Origin of the sequence: Streptomonospora nanhaiensis (assembly GCF_013410565.1) — a bacterium.
Lineage (GTDB): Bacteria > Actinomycetota > Actinomycetes > Streptosporangiales > Streptosporangiaceae > Streptomonospora > Streptomonospora nanhaiensis.
In genome coordinates this window covers 1-15486 of record NZ_JACCFO010000001.1, presented here as the reverse complement: position 1 = coordinate 15486, position 15486 = coordinate 1, and the positions used below count along the sequence as shown (strand labels likewise).

Annotated in this window: 6 protein-coding genes and 1 riboswitch; of the genes, 3 read left to right on the top strand and 3 right to left on the bottom strand. The window is 77.0% G+C overall.

Going from position 1 to position 15486, the window contains the following annotated elements; genetic code table 11:
• The first annotated feature begins 143 nt into the window (after positions 1-143).
• From HNR12_RS00030 to HNR12_RS00020, 3 genes are all read left to right on the top strand, one after another.
• Positions 144-1103 carry an EamA family transporter gene (locus HNR12_RS00030; protein ID WP_179765522.1) on the top strand — a complete coding sequence of 320 codons (960 nt, stop codon included), beginning with the start codon at positions 144-146 and terminating at the stop codon, positions 1101-1103.
• 133 nt (positions 1104-1236) lie between these two features.
• Positions 1237-1495: riboswitch (cobalamin riboswitch) on the top strand.
• Between the two features lie 154 nt (positions 1496-1649).
• A complete protein-coding gene (locus HNR12_RS00025) occupies positions 1650-4115 on the top strand; it encodes a ribonucleoside-diphosphate reductase subunit alpha (protein ID WP_179765521.1) in 2466 nt (821 codons plus the stop codon).
• Positions 4116-4200: 85 nt separating this feature from the next.
• Positions 4201-5274 (top strand): ribonucleotide-diphosphate reductase subunit beta, encoded by a 1074-nt coding sequence (locus tag HNR12_RS00020; RefSeq protein ID WP_179765520.1) that lies wholly within the window; start codon positions 4201-4203, stop codon positions 5272-5274.
• A gap of 112 nt (positions 5275-5386) precedes the next feature.
• Here the strand turns inward: HNR12_RS00020 and HNR12_RS00015 are convergent, their stop codons facing one another.
• From HNR12_RS00015 to HNR12_RS00005, 3 genes are all read right to left on the bottom strand, one after another.
• Positions 5387-6013, bottom strand: a complete 627-nt coding sequence (locus tag HNR12_RS00015) for an HAD family hydrolase (RefSeq protein WP_179765519.1) — start codon at positions 6011-6013, stop codon at positions 5387-5389.
• Positions 6014-6023: 10 nt separating this feature from the next.
• Complete coding sequence (locus tag HNR12_RS00010) at positions 6024-14753, bottom strand: type I polyketide synthase (protein WP_179765518.1); 8730 nt, start codon at positions 14751-14753, stop codon at positions 6024-6026.
• A 51-nt stretch (positions 14754-14804) separates the two neighbouring features.
• On the bottom strand, positions 14805-15486 hold a 682-nt coding region (locus tag HNR12_RS00005), incomplete at its 5' end, for an acyl carrier protein (RefSeq protein WP_218901813.1).

Genomic DNA, 15486 nt, shown 5'->3' with positions numbered 1-15486 from the left:
GGGGCCACGCGCCGGGCGGCGGGTGGCGAATGTGAGCATTCCGTCGCTTCCGGGGGCGCAAACCTCGTGGTTGCGGCGGAACCGCGTGCGTAGGATGGGCGGCCGTGAGCACGAGCGCGGCGGTGGGTTCATCCAATGATCCGATGTGGCGGGGGGCGCCCGGCTGGGCGGCCCTGCTGAGGACCGCCGGGGACTCCGTGCCGCCCACCTGGCTGGTGCTGGTGGGGATCGTGTCGCTGCAGGCCGGTGCCGGGCTGGCCGGGCGGATGTTCGAGGTGCTGCCGCCCAGCGCCGTGGTGTGGCTGCGGCTGCTGGCCTCCGGGCTGGTGCTGCTGGCGCTGGCGCGGCCGTCGCTGCGCGGGCGCAGCCGGAGCGACTGGCTGGTGGCCGCGGGCTTCGGGGTCAGCCTGGGCGTGATGAACTTCGCCATCTACCAGGCGTTCGCGCGCATCCCCATGGGGATCGCGGTCACCATCGAGTTCCTGGGCCCGCTGGCGGTGGCCGTGGCGGGGTCGCGGCGGCGCGTGGACCTGGTGTGGGTGGCGCTGGCCGGGACCGGCGTGCTGCTGCTGGGCCGCAGCGACGGCGCGGTCTCGCCGGCCGGAGTGCTGTTCGCGCTGCTGGCCGGGGCCATGTGGGCGGCCTACATCCTGCTCAGCGCCGCGACCGGGCGCAGGTTCTCCGGCATGTCGGGGCTGGCCGTGGCCGGCGTGGTGGCCGCGGTGCTGGTGGCCCCGGCCGGGATCGCCGAGGGCGGCACCGCCCTGCTGGACCCCGGGATGCTGCTGCTGGGGCTGGCGATCGGGCTGCTGTCGTCGGTGGTGCCCTACACGCTGGAGTTGCAGGCGCTGCGCCGGATGCCGCCCCGGGTGTTCGGAATCCTGATGAGCCTGGAGCCGGCGGTGGCGGCGCTGGTGGGCATGGTGCTGCTGGGCCAGTGGCTGTCGGGCTGGCAGTGGCTGGCGATCGGCTGCGTGGTGGCGGCCAGCGCCGGGGCCACCCGGCGGCCGGGCGCCCCCCGCGCCGCCGAGGCGCCCTCCGGCCCGGAGGCCTCCGGCGGCGCGGCGGCCGCCCGCGGCGGGGAGGCCCCGGACCCCGACTAGGTGCGCGCGGGCACGGGCGCGGGCGGGGCCGCCGTCCGCGCCTTCGGGCTGCCCTCCTACCACTCCCCCGCCCCCGGATTCCACCCCGACACTCCATGGATTGCGGTTGTCGCGAACCCCAGGCACAACATGTAGTATCTCGGGCGCTGGTGGTTCATCGGGGCGCACACCCCGGTGAGGCAAGAGGGAACCCGGTGCGAATCCGGGACTGCCCCGCAGCGGTATGCGGGAAACGGCGCCGCGCGCACCCCACGGGGGCGGGCGGACGCCGCCGAACGCCGCCATGACGCACTGGCGCCTCGCGCGCTGGGAAGCGGCGGCCGTAGGAGGGGCGCTGGACTGTCCGCCCTGAGCCCGCGAGTCCGAAGACCTGCCACCGGTGTGCGCGCAAACCGGCGCGCACCGCAACGGGGCCTCGCGGGCGGGCCGCCGTGCTCGTCCGCCGTGCCCTGGGCGGGTCTCCCTTCCCGGGCGGCCGTGCGGACGCGTGCGCTCCGACCCCCGCCGGTCCCACCGGATCAGCGTCTAACCAGGTTGGAGCCATCCATGACCCTCGACACCGCACTGCCCGCCGCATCCTCCGCCGCCGCCGACCGGGCCGAGCCCGGTCAGCGGGTGGCGGCGGCCGTGGCGATGGCGTGCGCCGGTCTGCCCGGGGCCGATCCCGGACCGGTGGTAGCCGAGGCGCGGCGCGCCCTCTACCCCGGCATCAGCGCGGCCGAGGTGGACGAGGCGCTGGTGATGGCCGCCCGCGCGTTCGTTGAGGCCGACCCGGTGTACTCGCGGGTGGCGGCGCGGCTGCTGCTGGACACCCTGCGCCGCGAGGCGCTGAGCTTCGTCTCCGGGCACCCCGACACCGCCGGGCAGGACGACATGCCCGCGCGCTACCCGGGCTACCTGGCGGCCTACGTGGCGCGCGGGGTGGAGCTGGGCCAGCTCGACCCGCGCCTGGCCGACTTCGACCTGGAGCGGCTGGGCGCCGCGCTGCGGCCCGAGCGCGACCTGGAGTTCACGCTGCTGGGGTTGCAGACCCTCTACGACCGCTACTTCCTGCACCACCGGGGCACCCGCTACGAGCTGCCGCAGGCGTTCTTCATGCGGATCGCCATGGGGCTGGCCCTGGGCGAGGACGACCGCGAGGCGCGCGCGGTGGAGTTCTACGACCTGCTGTCCTCGTTCGACTTCATGTGCTCCACGCCGACCCTGTTCAACTCCGGCACGCCCCGGCCGCAGCTGTCGTCGTGCTTCCTGACGACGGTGGAGGACGACCTGAAGTCGATCTTCCACTCCATCAGCAACAACGCGCTGCTGTCGAAGTACTCCGGCGGCCTGGGCAACGACTGGACCCCGGTGCGCGGGATCGGCGCCCACATCCGCGGCACCAACGGCTCCAGCCAGGGCGTGGTGCCGTTCCTCAAGATCGCCAACGACACCGCCGTGGCGGTCAACCAGGGCGGCAAGCGCAAGGGCGCGGTGTGCGCCTACCTGGAGACCTGGCACATCGACATCGAGGAGTTCCTCGACCTGCGCAAGAACACCGGCGACGAGCGGCGCCGCACCCACGACATGAACACCGCCAACTGGGTGCCCGACCTGTTCCTGCGCCGGGTGGAGGCCGACGCGGAGTGGACGCTGTTCTCCCCCGACGAGGTGCCCGACCTGCACGACCTCTACGGCGCGGAGTTCGCCGAGCGCTACGAGCACTACGAGCGCGCGGCGCAGGCCGGGCAGATCGCGGTGTGGCGGCGGGTGCGCGCCGTCGACCTGTGGCGGCGGATGCTGACGATGCTGTTCGAGACCGGCCACCCCTGGATCACCTTCAAGGACCCCTGCAACCTGCGCTCGCCGCAGCGCCACACCGGGGTGGTGCACTCCTCCAACCTGTGCACCGAGATCACCCTGAACACCAGCGCCGAGGAGGTGGCGGTGTGCAACCTGGGGTCGGTCAACCTGGCCCGGCACGTCACGCCCGAGGGGCTGGACACCGCGCGGCTGGAGCGCACGGTGCGCACGGCGGTGCGGATGCTGGACAACGTCATCGACGTGAACCTCTACACCATCCCCGAGGCCGAGCGGGCCAACATGCGCCACCGCCCGATCGGGCTGGGCCTGATGGGCTACCAGGACGCCCTGTTCACGCTGCGGCTGCCGGTGGCCTCGCCCGAGGCCGTGGAGTTCGCCGACGAGAGCATGGAGCTGATCTCCTACCACGCCATCAGCGCCTCGGCCGACCTGGCCGCCGAGCGCGGCGCCTACGCCACCTTCGAGGGCTCGCTGTGGAGCCGGGGCGTGCTGCCGATCGACTCGCTGGCCGAACTGGAGGAGGCGCGCGGGGGCGACCTCGACGTCGACCGCACCGCGCGGCTGGACTGGTCGGGGCTGCGCGAGCGGGTCCGGGCCGGGATGCGCAACTCCAACGTGATGGCGATCGCGCCCACCGCCACCATCGCCAACATCACCGGCGTGGGGCAGTCCATCGAGCCGCTGTACCGCAACCTGTATGTGAAGTCGAACATGTCGGGCGACTTCACCGTGGTCAACCCGTTCCTGGTGCGCGACCTCAAGGAGCGCGGGCTGTGGGACGAGGAGATGGTGGCCGCGCTGAAGCTGCACGACGGCAGCCTGGGCCGGATCGACCGGGTGCCGGCCGACCTCAAGGAGCTGTACGCCACCGCGTTCGAGATCGCCCCGGAGTGGCTGGTGGACGCGGCGTCGCGGCGGCAGAAGTGGATCGACCAGGCGCAGTCGCTCAACCTCTACATGGCCGAGCCCAGCGGGCGCCGCCTCGACGCGCTGTACCGGCGCGCCTGGCGCTCGGGCCTGAAGACCACCTACTACCTGCGGTCGCAGAGCGCCACGCACGTGGAGAAGAGCACGCTCAAGGGCACCGACGGGCGGCTGAACGCGGTGTCGGCCGCGCCCGCCGCCGCGCCCGCGCCCTCCCCCGGCCCGGTGCCGGCCGAGGGCGCGGCCTGCGCGATCGACGACCCCGAGTGCGAGGCCTGCCAGTAGCCCGCGCGGGGGTGCGGCGCGCGCCGCACCCCCGCCCCGCCGTCCGACCACCGACTCACAGTCCGACCGAGGAAGACACCGACCGATGACGAGCACGCACGAGACCCCCGCCACCGGCCTGGGCGAGATCGACCGCGCCGCCGCGCGGGTCAGCGTCGGCGACAAGGCGATGATCAACGCCCGCGCCGACGTCAACCAACTGCTGCCGCTGAAGTACCACTGGGCGTGGGAGAAGTACCTGGCCGGCTGCAACAACCACTGGATGCCCAGCGAGGTGGCCATGCAGGCCGACATCGCGCTGTGGAAGTCCCCCGACGGGCTCAGCGCCGACGAGCGGCTGATGATCAAGCGCAACCTGGGGTTCTTCGCCACGGCGGAGTCGCTGGTGGCCAACAACGTCGTCCTGGCGGTCTACCGCCACCTCACCAACCCCGAGTGCCGCCAGTACCTGCTGCGCCAGGCGTTCGAGGAGGCGGTGCACACCCACACCTTCCAGTACATCTGCGAGAGCCTGGGGCTGGACGAGGGCGAGCTGTTCAACATGTACCGGGAGGTCCCCTCGATCACCGAGAAGGACGCCTGGGCGCTGCGCTACACCCGCAACCTGGAGGACCCCGACTTCGCCACCGGCACGCCGGAGGCCGACCAGGCGTTCCTGCGCGACCTGGTGGCCTTCTACGTGGTGTTCGAGGGGATGTGGTTCTACACCGGGTTCGCCCAGATCCTGTCGCTGGGGCGGCGCAACAAGATGGTGGGGATCGCCGAGCAGTACCAGTACATCCTGCGCGACGAGTCGATCCACCTGAACTTCGGCATCGACGTGATCAACCAGATCAAGATCGAGAACCCGCACCTGTGGACCCCGGAGTTCCAGGACGAGGTGCGCACCATGCTCGCCGAGGCGTGCGAACTGGAGGTGGCCTACGGCCGCGAGACCATGCCGCGCGGGATTCTGGGGCTCAACGCCGCGCTGTGCGAGGAGTACATGCGGTTCATCACCGACCGCCGCGCCGAGCAGATCGGCCTGGCGCCGCTGTTCGACCAGGCGGAGAACCCGTTCCCGTGGATGTCGGAGCTGATGGACCTGAAGAAGGAGAAGAACTTCTTCGAGACGCGGGTGATCGAGTACCAGTCGGGCGGCGGCCTGGACTGGGACTGACACCGGGACCGGCACCCGCCGACCCGGCCGGGAGCCGCCGGGCGCTGGAGGGCCGCCGGTGCGGTGGGCACCGGCGGCCCGCTCGCCGCCGCGCCGCGCCCCTTCCGCGGGCCTAGCGGTCGTCCCGTGCGGCCAGCAGCGCCAACGCGTCCTCCGGCCGGGACAGGCGCACGTGGGCGGGCTCGTCGGCGCGGTAGAGGTGCCCCCAGGTGGCCGCCGCGCCGCGCGCTCCGGCCGAGCGCGCCGCCTGGAGGTCGGTGGGCGCGTCGCCGATGTAGACGACCTCGGCCGGATCGGCCGCCAGCCGTTTCGCCGCCTCCAGGACACCGTCCGGGGCGGGCTTGGGGCGGGCGATGTGGTCCCCGCCGACCAGGATGTCGTGGCGGATGCCTGCGGAGGCCAGCATCGTCCGCGCCGCACGGCTGCTGGCGCCGGTGAAGACGGCCACCGGGAGGCCGTGCTCGCGGAGCGCGGCCAGGGTGTCCGGCACGCCGTCGTAGGGCGCGACGCTGCTGTCGAGCAGGCGGTCGTAGTAGAGGTCGGCCTCGCCGTCGTCGAGGGGCCGGCCGAGCAGGTGCCGGAGCATCACCTCGGGCACGCCGAGCGAGTAGGCCGCGACGACCTTCTCGCGGTCCACGTCCGTACCGCCGAGGTCGCGGACGGTCGCGACGAACGCGTCCGGCACCACCTCCGTGGAGTCGAGCAGCGTGCCGTCCATGTCCCAGACCAAGCGCGTCATGGCGCACAGCCTACGGGCGGCGGGCAGTGCCGTCCGCAGGCGGCTCTCCGCCTCCCGCGCCCGGGCCCGGGCCGGCGGCCCACGCCGCCACGGCCGCGGCGGTGGACTCGGCGTGGGCCTCCAGCATGGTGAGGTGGTCGCCGGGGACCTCCACGGTGTCGTGGGGCAGCGGCCAGGGCAAGCGCCACAGCGCGGGGTCCTGGGGCGCGCCCCGGCGGTCGGGCACCGGGTCGGCGGGGCGGACCTGGGCCGTGGGGGCGCCGACCTTGCGCGGCGCCCACGCCGCGAACAGGTCCAGGTAGGCGGCCATGGCGGTGGCGCGTGCGGCGTCGGCCAGGCCCAGTTCGGTGTCGCGGGCCATGATCCCGGTCTCGATGACGGGCAGCAGGACCGGTGCGTCCGGCAGCGGGGTGTCCAGCAGGACGAGGCCGGCGGGGCGGTGGCCGCGCCGCTCCAGCCGCTCGGCGACGGCGTGGGCGATCCAGCCGCCCGAGGAGCGGCCGACCAGCACGGCGGGTTCGGCGCCGCAGGCGCGCAGGACCGCGTCGGCCTGCACGTCCACCACGGCCGCGACATCGCCGGGCAGGGGCTCGCCCGCCGCGAAGCCCGGGTGCGGCAGGACGGCGACCTCGTGGCGGCCGCGCAGCGCGGCGGCGAAGCGCGCGTACTCGTGGGCGCCGGAGATCATCACCAGGGACGGCAGGCAGACCAGGCGCGGGCGGCCGGGCGCGGGCGGGGCCAGGCGGACGGGGGCGGGCGGGGCGCCCAGGTCGGCGGCGGTCTCGAAGATCGGGCGCAGCCGGGCGGCGGCGCGCAGCAGGTCCAGGCCCTGGGCGGTGCGGCCGGTGGCGCAGGAGCGGCGGAACAGGGCCACCACGCCCTCGTCGCCGCCGTCCGCGGGGGGCGCGGGGGCGCCGGGGGGTGCGCCGGGGGCGGCGGGGCCGGCGGGCGATACGGCGTCGGCGGCTCCGGAGGCGCCCGCGCCGGGCGGCTCGGACGGGACCGGGCCGGGGGCGTCGGGGAGGGCGGCGGATTCGGCGGGGCGGGCGGGCGGGGCGGGGTCGGCGCCCTCGGCCGTCCGGTGATCGATCGGTGCGCCGGATGGGGGGCCGGAGGCGGCCATCAGGTCGGCGAGGTGGGCGGCCAGGGCGGCGGGCGTGGTACGGCGGAACACCAGCCCGGCGGGCAGCCGCAGGCCGGTGGCGGCCGCCAGCCGGTTGCGCAGTTCGACGGCCGTCAGCGAGTCGACCCCCAGTTCCAGGAACCGGTGGTCGGGGCCGACGGCGGCGGTGTCGGGGTGGCCCAGCACGGCGGCTGCCGCGCGGCGGACCAGGTCGAGCAGCGCCGCGCGGCGCTGTCCGGGCGCGCGGGCGGCCAGGGCGCTCCGGGCGTCCTCGGCCGGGGCGGCGGGCTCGGCCCCGCAGGCGGCACCGCGCCGGGGCGCCCGCACCAGGGCGCGGAACAGCGGCGGCACCGCGCCGGTGCGCCGCGCCGCCGCGCGCAGCCCGGCGGTGTCCACCGGCAGGGCCAGCAGGTGCGGCGCGCCGGCGGCCAGGGCGGTGTCCAGCAGGGCCAGGGCGCGCTCGGTGGCCAGCGGACCGGCCACGCCCAGGCGGCGCATACGCGCCATGTCGGCGTCGCCCAGCCCGGCGGTCAGCGCGCTGCGCTCGGCCCACAGGCCCCAGGCCACCGAGGCGGCGGGCAGGCCGAGGGCGTGCCGGTGCTCGGCGAGGGCGTCGAGGTAGGCGTTGGCGGCGGCGTAGCCGGCCTGGCCGGGCGGGCCGAGCACGGCGGCGGCCGAGGAGTAGAGCACGAACGCGGCGAGGGCGCGGTCGCGGGTGAGGGTGTGCAGGTTCCAGGCGGCGCGGGCCTTGGCGGCGAGGACGCGGTCGAGGCGGTCGGGGGTGAGGTCGGCCACCACGGAGTCGGCGAGGGCGCCGGCCGCGTGGACGACGGCGGTCAGGGGGCGGTCGGCGGGGACGGCGGCGAGCAGGTCGGCGAGCGCGTCGGCGTCGGCGGCGTCGCAGGCCCGCACCTCGACCTCGGCGCCGAGGGCGGTCAGTTCGGCGGCCAGCCGGTCGGCGCCGGGCGCGTCGGGGCCGCGCCGGCCCGCCAGCACCAGGCGGCGCACGCCGTGGCGGCGGACGAGGTGGCGGGCGGTGAGGGCGCCGAGGCGGCCGGTGCCGCCGGTGATGAAGACGGTGCCCCGGGGGTGGAGCGGCGCCGGGGGCCGCAGCAGGAGCTTGCCGGTGTTGCGGCCCTGCTGGAGGAGGCGGAAGGCGTCGTGGGCGCGGTGCAGCGGCCAGGCGGTGGCGGGCAGGTGGCGCAGGGCGCCGGAGTCGAGGAGCGCGAAGACCTCGCGGAGCAGGGCCTGGAGGCGTTCGGGGGGCAGGGCGTCGAGTTGGAAGGCGCGGTAGGTGGCGTGGGGGTGGGCGGCGGCGACGTCTTCGGGGCGGCGCACGTCGGTGGCGCCGATCTCGACGAAGCGGCCGCCGGGGGCGAGCAGGCCGAGCGAGGCGTCGACGTGGTCGCCGGTGAGGGCGTTGAGCACGACGTCGACGCCGGTGCCGCCGGTCGCGCGGGCGAAGCGGTCGGCGTAGTCGAGGGTGCGGGAGGTGGCGAGGCGGTCCGCGGCCAGCCCGGCGGCGCGCAGCAGCGGCCACTTGGCGGGGCTGGCCGTGCCGTAGACCTCGGCGCCGAGATGGCGGGCGAGGTGGACGGCGGCGAGGCCGACCCCGCCGGCGGCGGCGTGGACGAGCACCTTCTCGCCGGGGCGGAGGGCGGCCAGGTCTACGAGGGCGTGGTAGGCGGTGAGGTAGGCGACGGGGGCGGCGGCGGCCTGGACGTCGGTCCAGCCGGCGGGTACGCGGGCCAGCAGTCGGCGGTCGGCGACGCCGTCGGTGCCGAAGGAGCCGTGCATGATGCCGGCCACCCGGTCGCCGGGGACGAGGTCGGTGACGCCCGGACCGGTCTCGGTGACGACGCCGGCGCACTCGGCGCCGTAGTCGTGGCGGCGGGCGAACACGCCCAGGGCCAGCAGCACGTCGCGGAAGTTCAGCCCGGCGGCGCGCACGGAGACCCGCACCTCGCCGGGGCGCAGCGGGCGCGTGGCGGCGGGGTTGGGGACCGCGCGCAGCCGCATGGTGCCGTCGCCGAGGGGTTCCACGCGCCAGGGGGCCGCGCCTTCGGGAGGCAGGAGGCGGCCGCCGGAGGCGGCGCCGACCACGCGCGGCGCGAGCAGCCGGGAGCCCCGCACGGCGAGGCGGGGTTCGTCGGAGGCGAGGGCGCGCAGCAGCGGCACCGGGTCGAGCGGCGCGCCCCCACCGGAGGCGGCGGGAGGCAGGTCCACCAGCAGGAACCGCCCGGGGTGCTCGTTCTGCGCCGCCCGCACCAGCCCCCACACGCAGGCCCCGCCCAGGTCGAGCGGCCCGCCCCCGGGGTCAGCGGTGGGGCGCGCCTCCGATACCGGGGCGTCCGGGGTTCGTTCGCCCGCGCGGCGGGAAGCCGGGGCGGCGGGGGTCCCGTCGGCCCGCGGGGAGCCCGCGGGGTCGCGGCGGCCCTCATCCTCTTCGTACTCGGCGGCTGGGGTGCTCGGCGGTTCGGCCGGAGCGCCCGGCCCGCCGCGATCGGAGCCACGAGGGTCCCCCCACTCGGAAACCCGGACGCCGGCGACCGCGTCCCCGCTGACGGGACCGCCAATGGGGTCCTCGCCTGAGCTGACCGCGGCGGGGCCGCCGGTCCCGGGACCAGCAGGGCTCAGCGGACCGGCCGTGCGGCCCGAGCCGTCACGGGCGGGACCGTGAAGGGTTGCGGTCTCGGGACGTGCGGGGTCGCGGGTTTCGGCGCCGGTCGCGCGGGGGTGCGGAGCGGTCTCGCCGATGGCCGTGACTTCCGCCGGCGACGTGCCCGGCACGTGGCCGTCCAGGGGGTCCGGGCCGCCGGGCGGCGGCAAGGCGGGGTTGGGGGCGGGCACGGTGATGGGGGCGGCGGCGCGGGTGAGAACGGCGAGGACGGAGTCGGCGAACCGGTCGTCGGCGAGCCAGGCCCGGACGGCGGCGGTGGCGCGGTGCAGGACCGCGCGGGCGTCCTCCGCATCAACGGCGCGGGGCGCGGGCGCGAGCAGCACCCTGCTCGGCACCGGCCGTCCGCCGTCGACGGCCTCGCGGAGCGCGGCGAGGTCGGGGTAGCGTTCGATGCCGGGGTCAAGACCCTCGGGAGCGGTGCCCACGCACGCGCACTCCCGCGCGGGCCACGGCTCGGGCAGGCCGACGGACACCCAGTCCACCCGGAAGAGCGAACCGCCGAACGCGGCGCCGCCGTCCCCCGCCCCCGTGAACGGGCGGGAGGTCAGCGCATCGACGGTGACGACCGGCGCCCCGTCGGCGTCGAACGCCTCCAGGCGCACCGCGCCGTCGCCGACCGGAGACAGCCGCACCCGCAGGGCCACCGCGTCGGCGGCGTGCAGGCGCACCCCCTCCCACGCGAAGGGCATGCGCACGACCGGACGCGCCGGACCGGCCTCGGCGGCCTCCCCACCCCGCACCGCCGCGCTCGGCACGGGGGCACCCGCCTCGGCGGACGCCGTCCCGCCCGCACACGAAAACCGCGCGGACGCGTCGGATCGCGGGGCCGGACCTCCCCCGGACCCCCGGGGCTCGCCGACAGCGGGCTCGGCGGATGCCGTTCCCGCCGCACCGCTGCCCTCCGGCACCCGACCGGCCGCCGTGCCCGCGACCGGTTCCGTGTCCGGTCCCGCCGTCTCGGTCCCGGCCTGCGCTGTGCGGCGCGTCTGTGCCGTCCGCTCGTCCCCGGGCGGGATCGCGTCCGCCGAAGGCGTCCCCTCAGCCGCCGGCGCCCCAGCCGTTCGCGCCGTCGCTCCGGCAGCCGTGGCGGATTCGCGGGCACGGGCGTCGGCCGTGCCGTTCTCAGCGAGCAGGAGCGGGTGCAGGGCGGCGTCGAGGAGGGCGGGGTGGAGGGCGAAGGCGGCGGCCTCGGGGCGGCGGTCGGCGTGCAGGGCCACCTCGGCGTAGAGGTCGTCCCCGTGGCGCCAGGCGGCGCGCAGTCCCTGGAAGGCGGCGCCGTAGTGGTAGCCGCGCCGGGCCAGGCGGTCGTAGCAGCCCTCCAGCGGGAGCGGGACGGCCCCGGCGGGCGGCCAGGGGGCGGGGGCGGCCGGGCGCTCCCCCGCCTCCGGGGCCTCGGGGGCGAGCACGCCTTCGGCGTGCAAGGTCCACTCCCCCGCCGGTTCCCCCTCGCCCGTGCCGCCGGCACGGGGTCTGCTGTGCACCCGCACCGGCCGGTGCCCGTCGCCGTCCGGCGGTCCCACCCTGACCTGCACCTGGAGCCTGCCGCCGGGGGCGGGCAGCCGAACAGGTGCGAGCATGGCCAGTTCGGCCACGCGCGGGCATTCGGCGCGGTCGCCGGCGTGCAGCGCGAGGTCGGCCAGCGCGGCGCCCGGCAGCAGCGCCGTGCCGGCCACGGCGTGGTCGGCGAGCCACGGCAGCCGGTGCGGGGCGATCTCGCCGGTCAGCAGGAGTCCGCCGGTGTCCGCGTCGGTGACGGCGGCGCCCAGCAGCGGGTGGGCCTCGGTGTCGAGCCCGGCCGCCGAGGCGTCCGCGCCCGCCGTCGGCGCCGCCCAGTAGCGGCGGTGCTGGAAGGCGTAGGTGGGCAGGTGCACGGTGCCGACCGGGCGCCCGGAGTACACGGCGCGCCACGACGGTGCGGCCCCGTGGACGTAGGCGTCGGCGAGGGAGGCGGTGAAGGCGGCCGGGCCGCCCTCGCCCCGGCGCAGGGTGGCGACGACCCGCCCGGCCGCGTCCTCACGGTCGGCGGCCTCCAGGGTCCGCACGAGGGCGGTGCGCAGCACGGGGTGCGGGCTGACCTCGACGAACACGGCGCGGCCGAGGCCGGCGGCGGCGCGCACGGCGGACGCGAACAGGACCGGCCGGCGCAGGTTGGCGTACCAGTAGTCGGGGCCGAGGGCGGAGCCGTCGACGGCCGCGCCCTCGACCGTGGAGAGGAACGGGACGTCCGCCGGGCGCGGGGCGATCCCGGCCAGCGCGTCCAGCAGCGGGCGCCGCACCGGCTCGACGTGGGGCGAGTGGGAGGCGAAGGCCGAGCCGACCTCGCGGGTGTCCACGTCCTCGGCGGCGCAGGCCGCCGCCAGCTCACCGAGGGCCGCCCGGTCGCCGGCGACCACGACGGCCTCGGGGCTGTTGACGGCCGCGACGGTGAGCCGGTCGCCCCAGGGGCGGAGGCGGGCGGCCGCGTCCTCGGCGGGCAGCGCGACGACGAGCAGGCCGCTGGTGCGGGCGAGCGGCGCGGCCAGGCGGCTGCGCAGCGCGATGACGCGCGCGGCGTCCTCCAGGGTGAGGGCTCCGGCGGTGTAAGCGGCGGCGATCTCGCCCTGGGAGTGGCCCACCACGGCGTCGGGGCGCACCCCCAGGGAGCGCCACACCTCCGCGAGGCCCACCATCATCGCGAACAGGGCGGGTTGCAGCACCTCCACCCGGTCCAGGGCGGGGGCGCCGGGCGCGCCGCGCAGCACGTCGCCCAGCGACCAGTCCAGGTGCGGGGCCAGCGCGCGCTCGCAGGCCGCCACCGCGTCGGCGAAGACCGGGGAAGAGCCGAGGAGGTCGGCGGCCATGCCGGGCCACTGCGCGCCCTGGCCGGGGAAGACGAACACGGTGGCGGCGGGCTCCCCCGGGGCGGGGGCCACGCCCCGCAGCACGGCGGGGTGGGGCGTGCCGTCGGCGAGGGCGGCCAGGCCGGGGCGGTGGTCGCCGTGCTCGTCGGGCAGCACGGCCGCCCGGTGCTCGAAGTGGGTGCGCGTGGTGGCCAGTGAGAACCCCACGTCGTGGGGCGAGAGGTCGGGCCGGGCCTCCAGGTGCGCCAGCAGCCGCCGCGCCTGCCCGGCCAGCGCCGCCTCCGAACGCGCGGAGACCGGCCACGGCGGGGTCGGCGCACCGGTTCCGAATACGGGGTGGCGGGCGGGGGCGGCGTCGGGCACCGGCGCGCGTGAGGGCCGCTCGGCTGTGGCGGTCGCGGACACCGGCGCGGACGCCGTCGCGGCGGCGGTCGACGCCGTGGGGCGGCCGGTGTCCTCGGTCCCCACGGCGGCCGGGGCCCGCCCGCCCAGGCGTTCCCCGCAGGGGGCGGCGGATCCGGGCTCGGGGTCTTCGCGGGAGTCGGCGAGGGCGGTTCCCCGCGCGGCCGTCCCGGCGGGACCGGCCGCGCCCGATGGCCGGAGGGCGGCGGCCTGGGCGGTGGCCAGCCGCGGCGCGCCGTGATCGGGCAGGGCCGAACGCGTTGCCCCGGATGCGGCGGGCGGGCCGAAGTCGTAGGTGTGATCGGCGGGGGGCTGCTCCAGGATGAGGTGGGCGTTGGTGCCGCTGATGCCGAACGACGACACCGCGCCGATCCGGGGCCCTTCGGCGACCGCCCAGGGGCGGGGGCCGTCGATGGCGAGTTCCAGGCCGAGGGCCTTCCAGTCGACGAGCTTCGAGCCGCCCTTCTCGGCACCCACCAGACGCGGGATGACGCCTCGGCCGACGATTCCGACCAGGTTCACCAGCCCCGCCACCCCCGCCGCCGCCTGCGCATGAGCGATGTTGGCCTTCACCGACCCCACCACCACACCACCCGCACGCCCATACACCGCACCCAGCGCCCCCGCCTCCACCGGATCACCCAACACCGTCCCCGTCCCATGCCCCTCCACCACACCCACCACCGACGCCTCCACCCCCGCATCGGCCAACGCCGCCCGCACCACCGCCTCCTGCGCCCCACCGGACGGAGCCGCCAACCCGTTACTCGCCCCATCCGAGTTCACCGCACACCCCCGCACCACCCCCCACACACACCGCCCCCGCTCCAGGGCATCGGACAACCGCTCCAGCACCACCACCCCCACACCCTCACCGAACCCCGTGCCATCGGCCCCCGCCCCAAACGACCGGCACCGCCCATCCGCCGACAACCCGCCCTGCCGCGCGAACTCCACAAACACCCCCGGCGACCCCATCACCGACACACCCCCCGCCAACGCCACATCGCACTCCCCCCGACGCAGCGCCATCACCGCCTCATGCACCGCCACCAACGACGACGAACACGCCGTGTCGATCGTCAGGGCCGCCCTGTTGAGTCCCAGCGCGTAGGCCACCCGGCCCGACACCACGCTCGCCGCCGTCCCCGTGATCACGTAGCCCTCGGTGCCGCGCGGCGGGTGGACGGCGTCCGCCAGGTAGCCGGTGCCGGTCATGCCGAGGTAGGTGGCGGTGCGGCTGCCCCGCAGGCTCCCCGGCTCGATCCCCGCCCGCTCCAGCGCCTCCCACACCGTCTCCAGCACCACCCGCTGCTGCGGATCCATCGCCAGCGCCTCACGCGGACTCACCCCGAAGAACCCCGCGTCGAAACCGGCGGCCCCCTCCAGGAAGGCGCCCCGGCGGGTGTAGCCGGTGTGGGGGCGGACCCGCTCGGGGTCGTAGAGCGCCGCCAGGTCCCACCCCCGGTCGGCGGGGAACTCCGAGGTGGCGTCGCCGCCGGCCGCGACGAACTCCCACAGCCCCTCCGGCGCCGTGATCCCCCCGGGGAAGCGGCACCCGATGCCGACGATCGCGACCGGCTCGTGCGCGGCGGCCTCGGCCGCCCGCAGCCGCCGCCGGGTCTCGCGCAGGTCGGCCGTGACCCGCTTGAGGTAGTCGAACAGCTTGCGCTCGGTGGTGCTCGGCTCGGTCATCAAGGCCCCATAACTGCGGAGTGGCCGCGCGGACGGCGGCGCGGCGTGCGGTCAGGTTCGGCGGTCGTCGAGTTCGTCGTCGATCAGGGCGAACACCTCGTCGGGCGTGGCGTCCTCCAGGGAGACGTCGGCGTCCGGGCGGCCGGCGGGCTCGGGCTCGCAGGCCCGCAGCAGCGCGCGCAGCCGCGCGGCGGCGCCGGCGGCCCGCAGGGCGGCGGGGTCCAGGCCCGGGAGCACGGCCTCCAGGGCGGCGAGTTCGGCCGACCCGGGAGGCTCCTCGGCGCCGCCCTCCGCGCCCAGCCCGGTGCGCAGGTGCGCCGCGACGGCCGCCACGGTGGGGTGGTCGAACGCCAGCGAGACCGGCAGCGCCAGCCCGGTCGCCGCCCCGAGGCGGTTGCGCAGTTCCACGGCCATCACCGAGTCCAGGCCGAGGTCGGTGAAGGGCCGCGCCTCGTCCACCGCCTCGGGCGCGGCGTGGCCGAGCACCGCCGCCGTGTGCTCGCGCACCAGCGCGCGGGTGAGGCGGTCGCGCTCGGGCGGCGGGACCGCGGCCAGGCGGCGCCGCAGGTCGGCGGCCGGGTCGGTCCCGGCCGGGGGCGCCGCTCCCGCGGCCTCCTCGGCGGCGCGGCGCGCCTCGGGAAGGTCGTCGAGCAGGGTGGTGGGCCGGGCGGCGGTGAAGGCGGTGACGAACCGCCGCCAGTCGACGTCGGCGACGGCGAACGCGGCGTCGCCG

What these genes read in the sequence shown, in the direction of transcription:
- HNR12_RS00030 (WP_179765522.1), top strand. Translation starts at nt 144, where the DNA reads ATGTGGCGGGGGGCGCCCGGCTGGGCGGCCCTGCTGAGGACCGCCGGG.
- HNR12_RS00025 (WP_179765521.1), top strand. Translation starts at nt 1,650, where the DNA reads ATGACCCTCGACACCGCACTGCCCGCCGCATCCTCCGCCGCCGCCGAC.
- HNR12_RS00020 (WP_179765520.1), top strand. Translation starts at nt 4,201, where the DNA reads ATGACGAGCACGCACGAGACCCCCGCCACCGGCCTGGGCGAGATCGAC.
- HNR12_RS00015 (WP_179765519.1), bottom strand. Translation starts at nt 6,013, where the DNA reads ATGACGCGCTTGGTCTGGGACATGGACGGCACGCTGCTCGACTCCACG.
- HNR12_RS00010 (WP_179765518.1), bottom strand. Translation starts at nt 14,753, where the DNA reads ATGACCGAGCCGAGCACCACCGAGCGCAAGCTGTTCGACTACCTCAAG.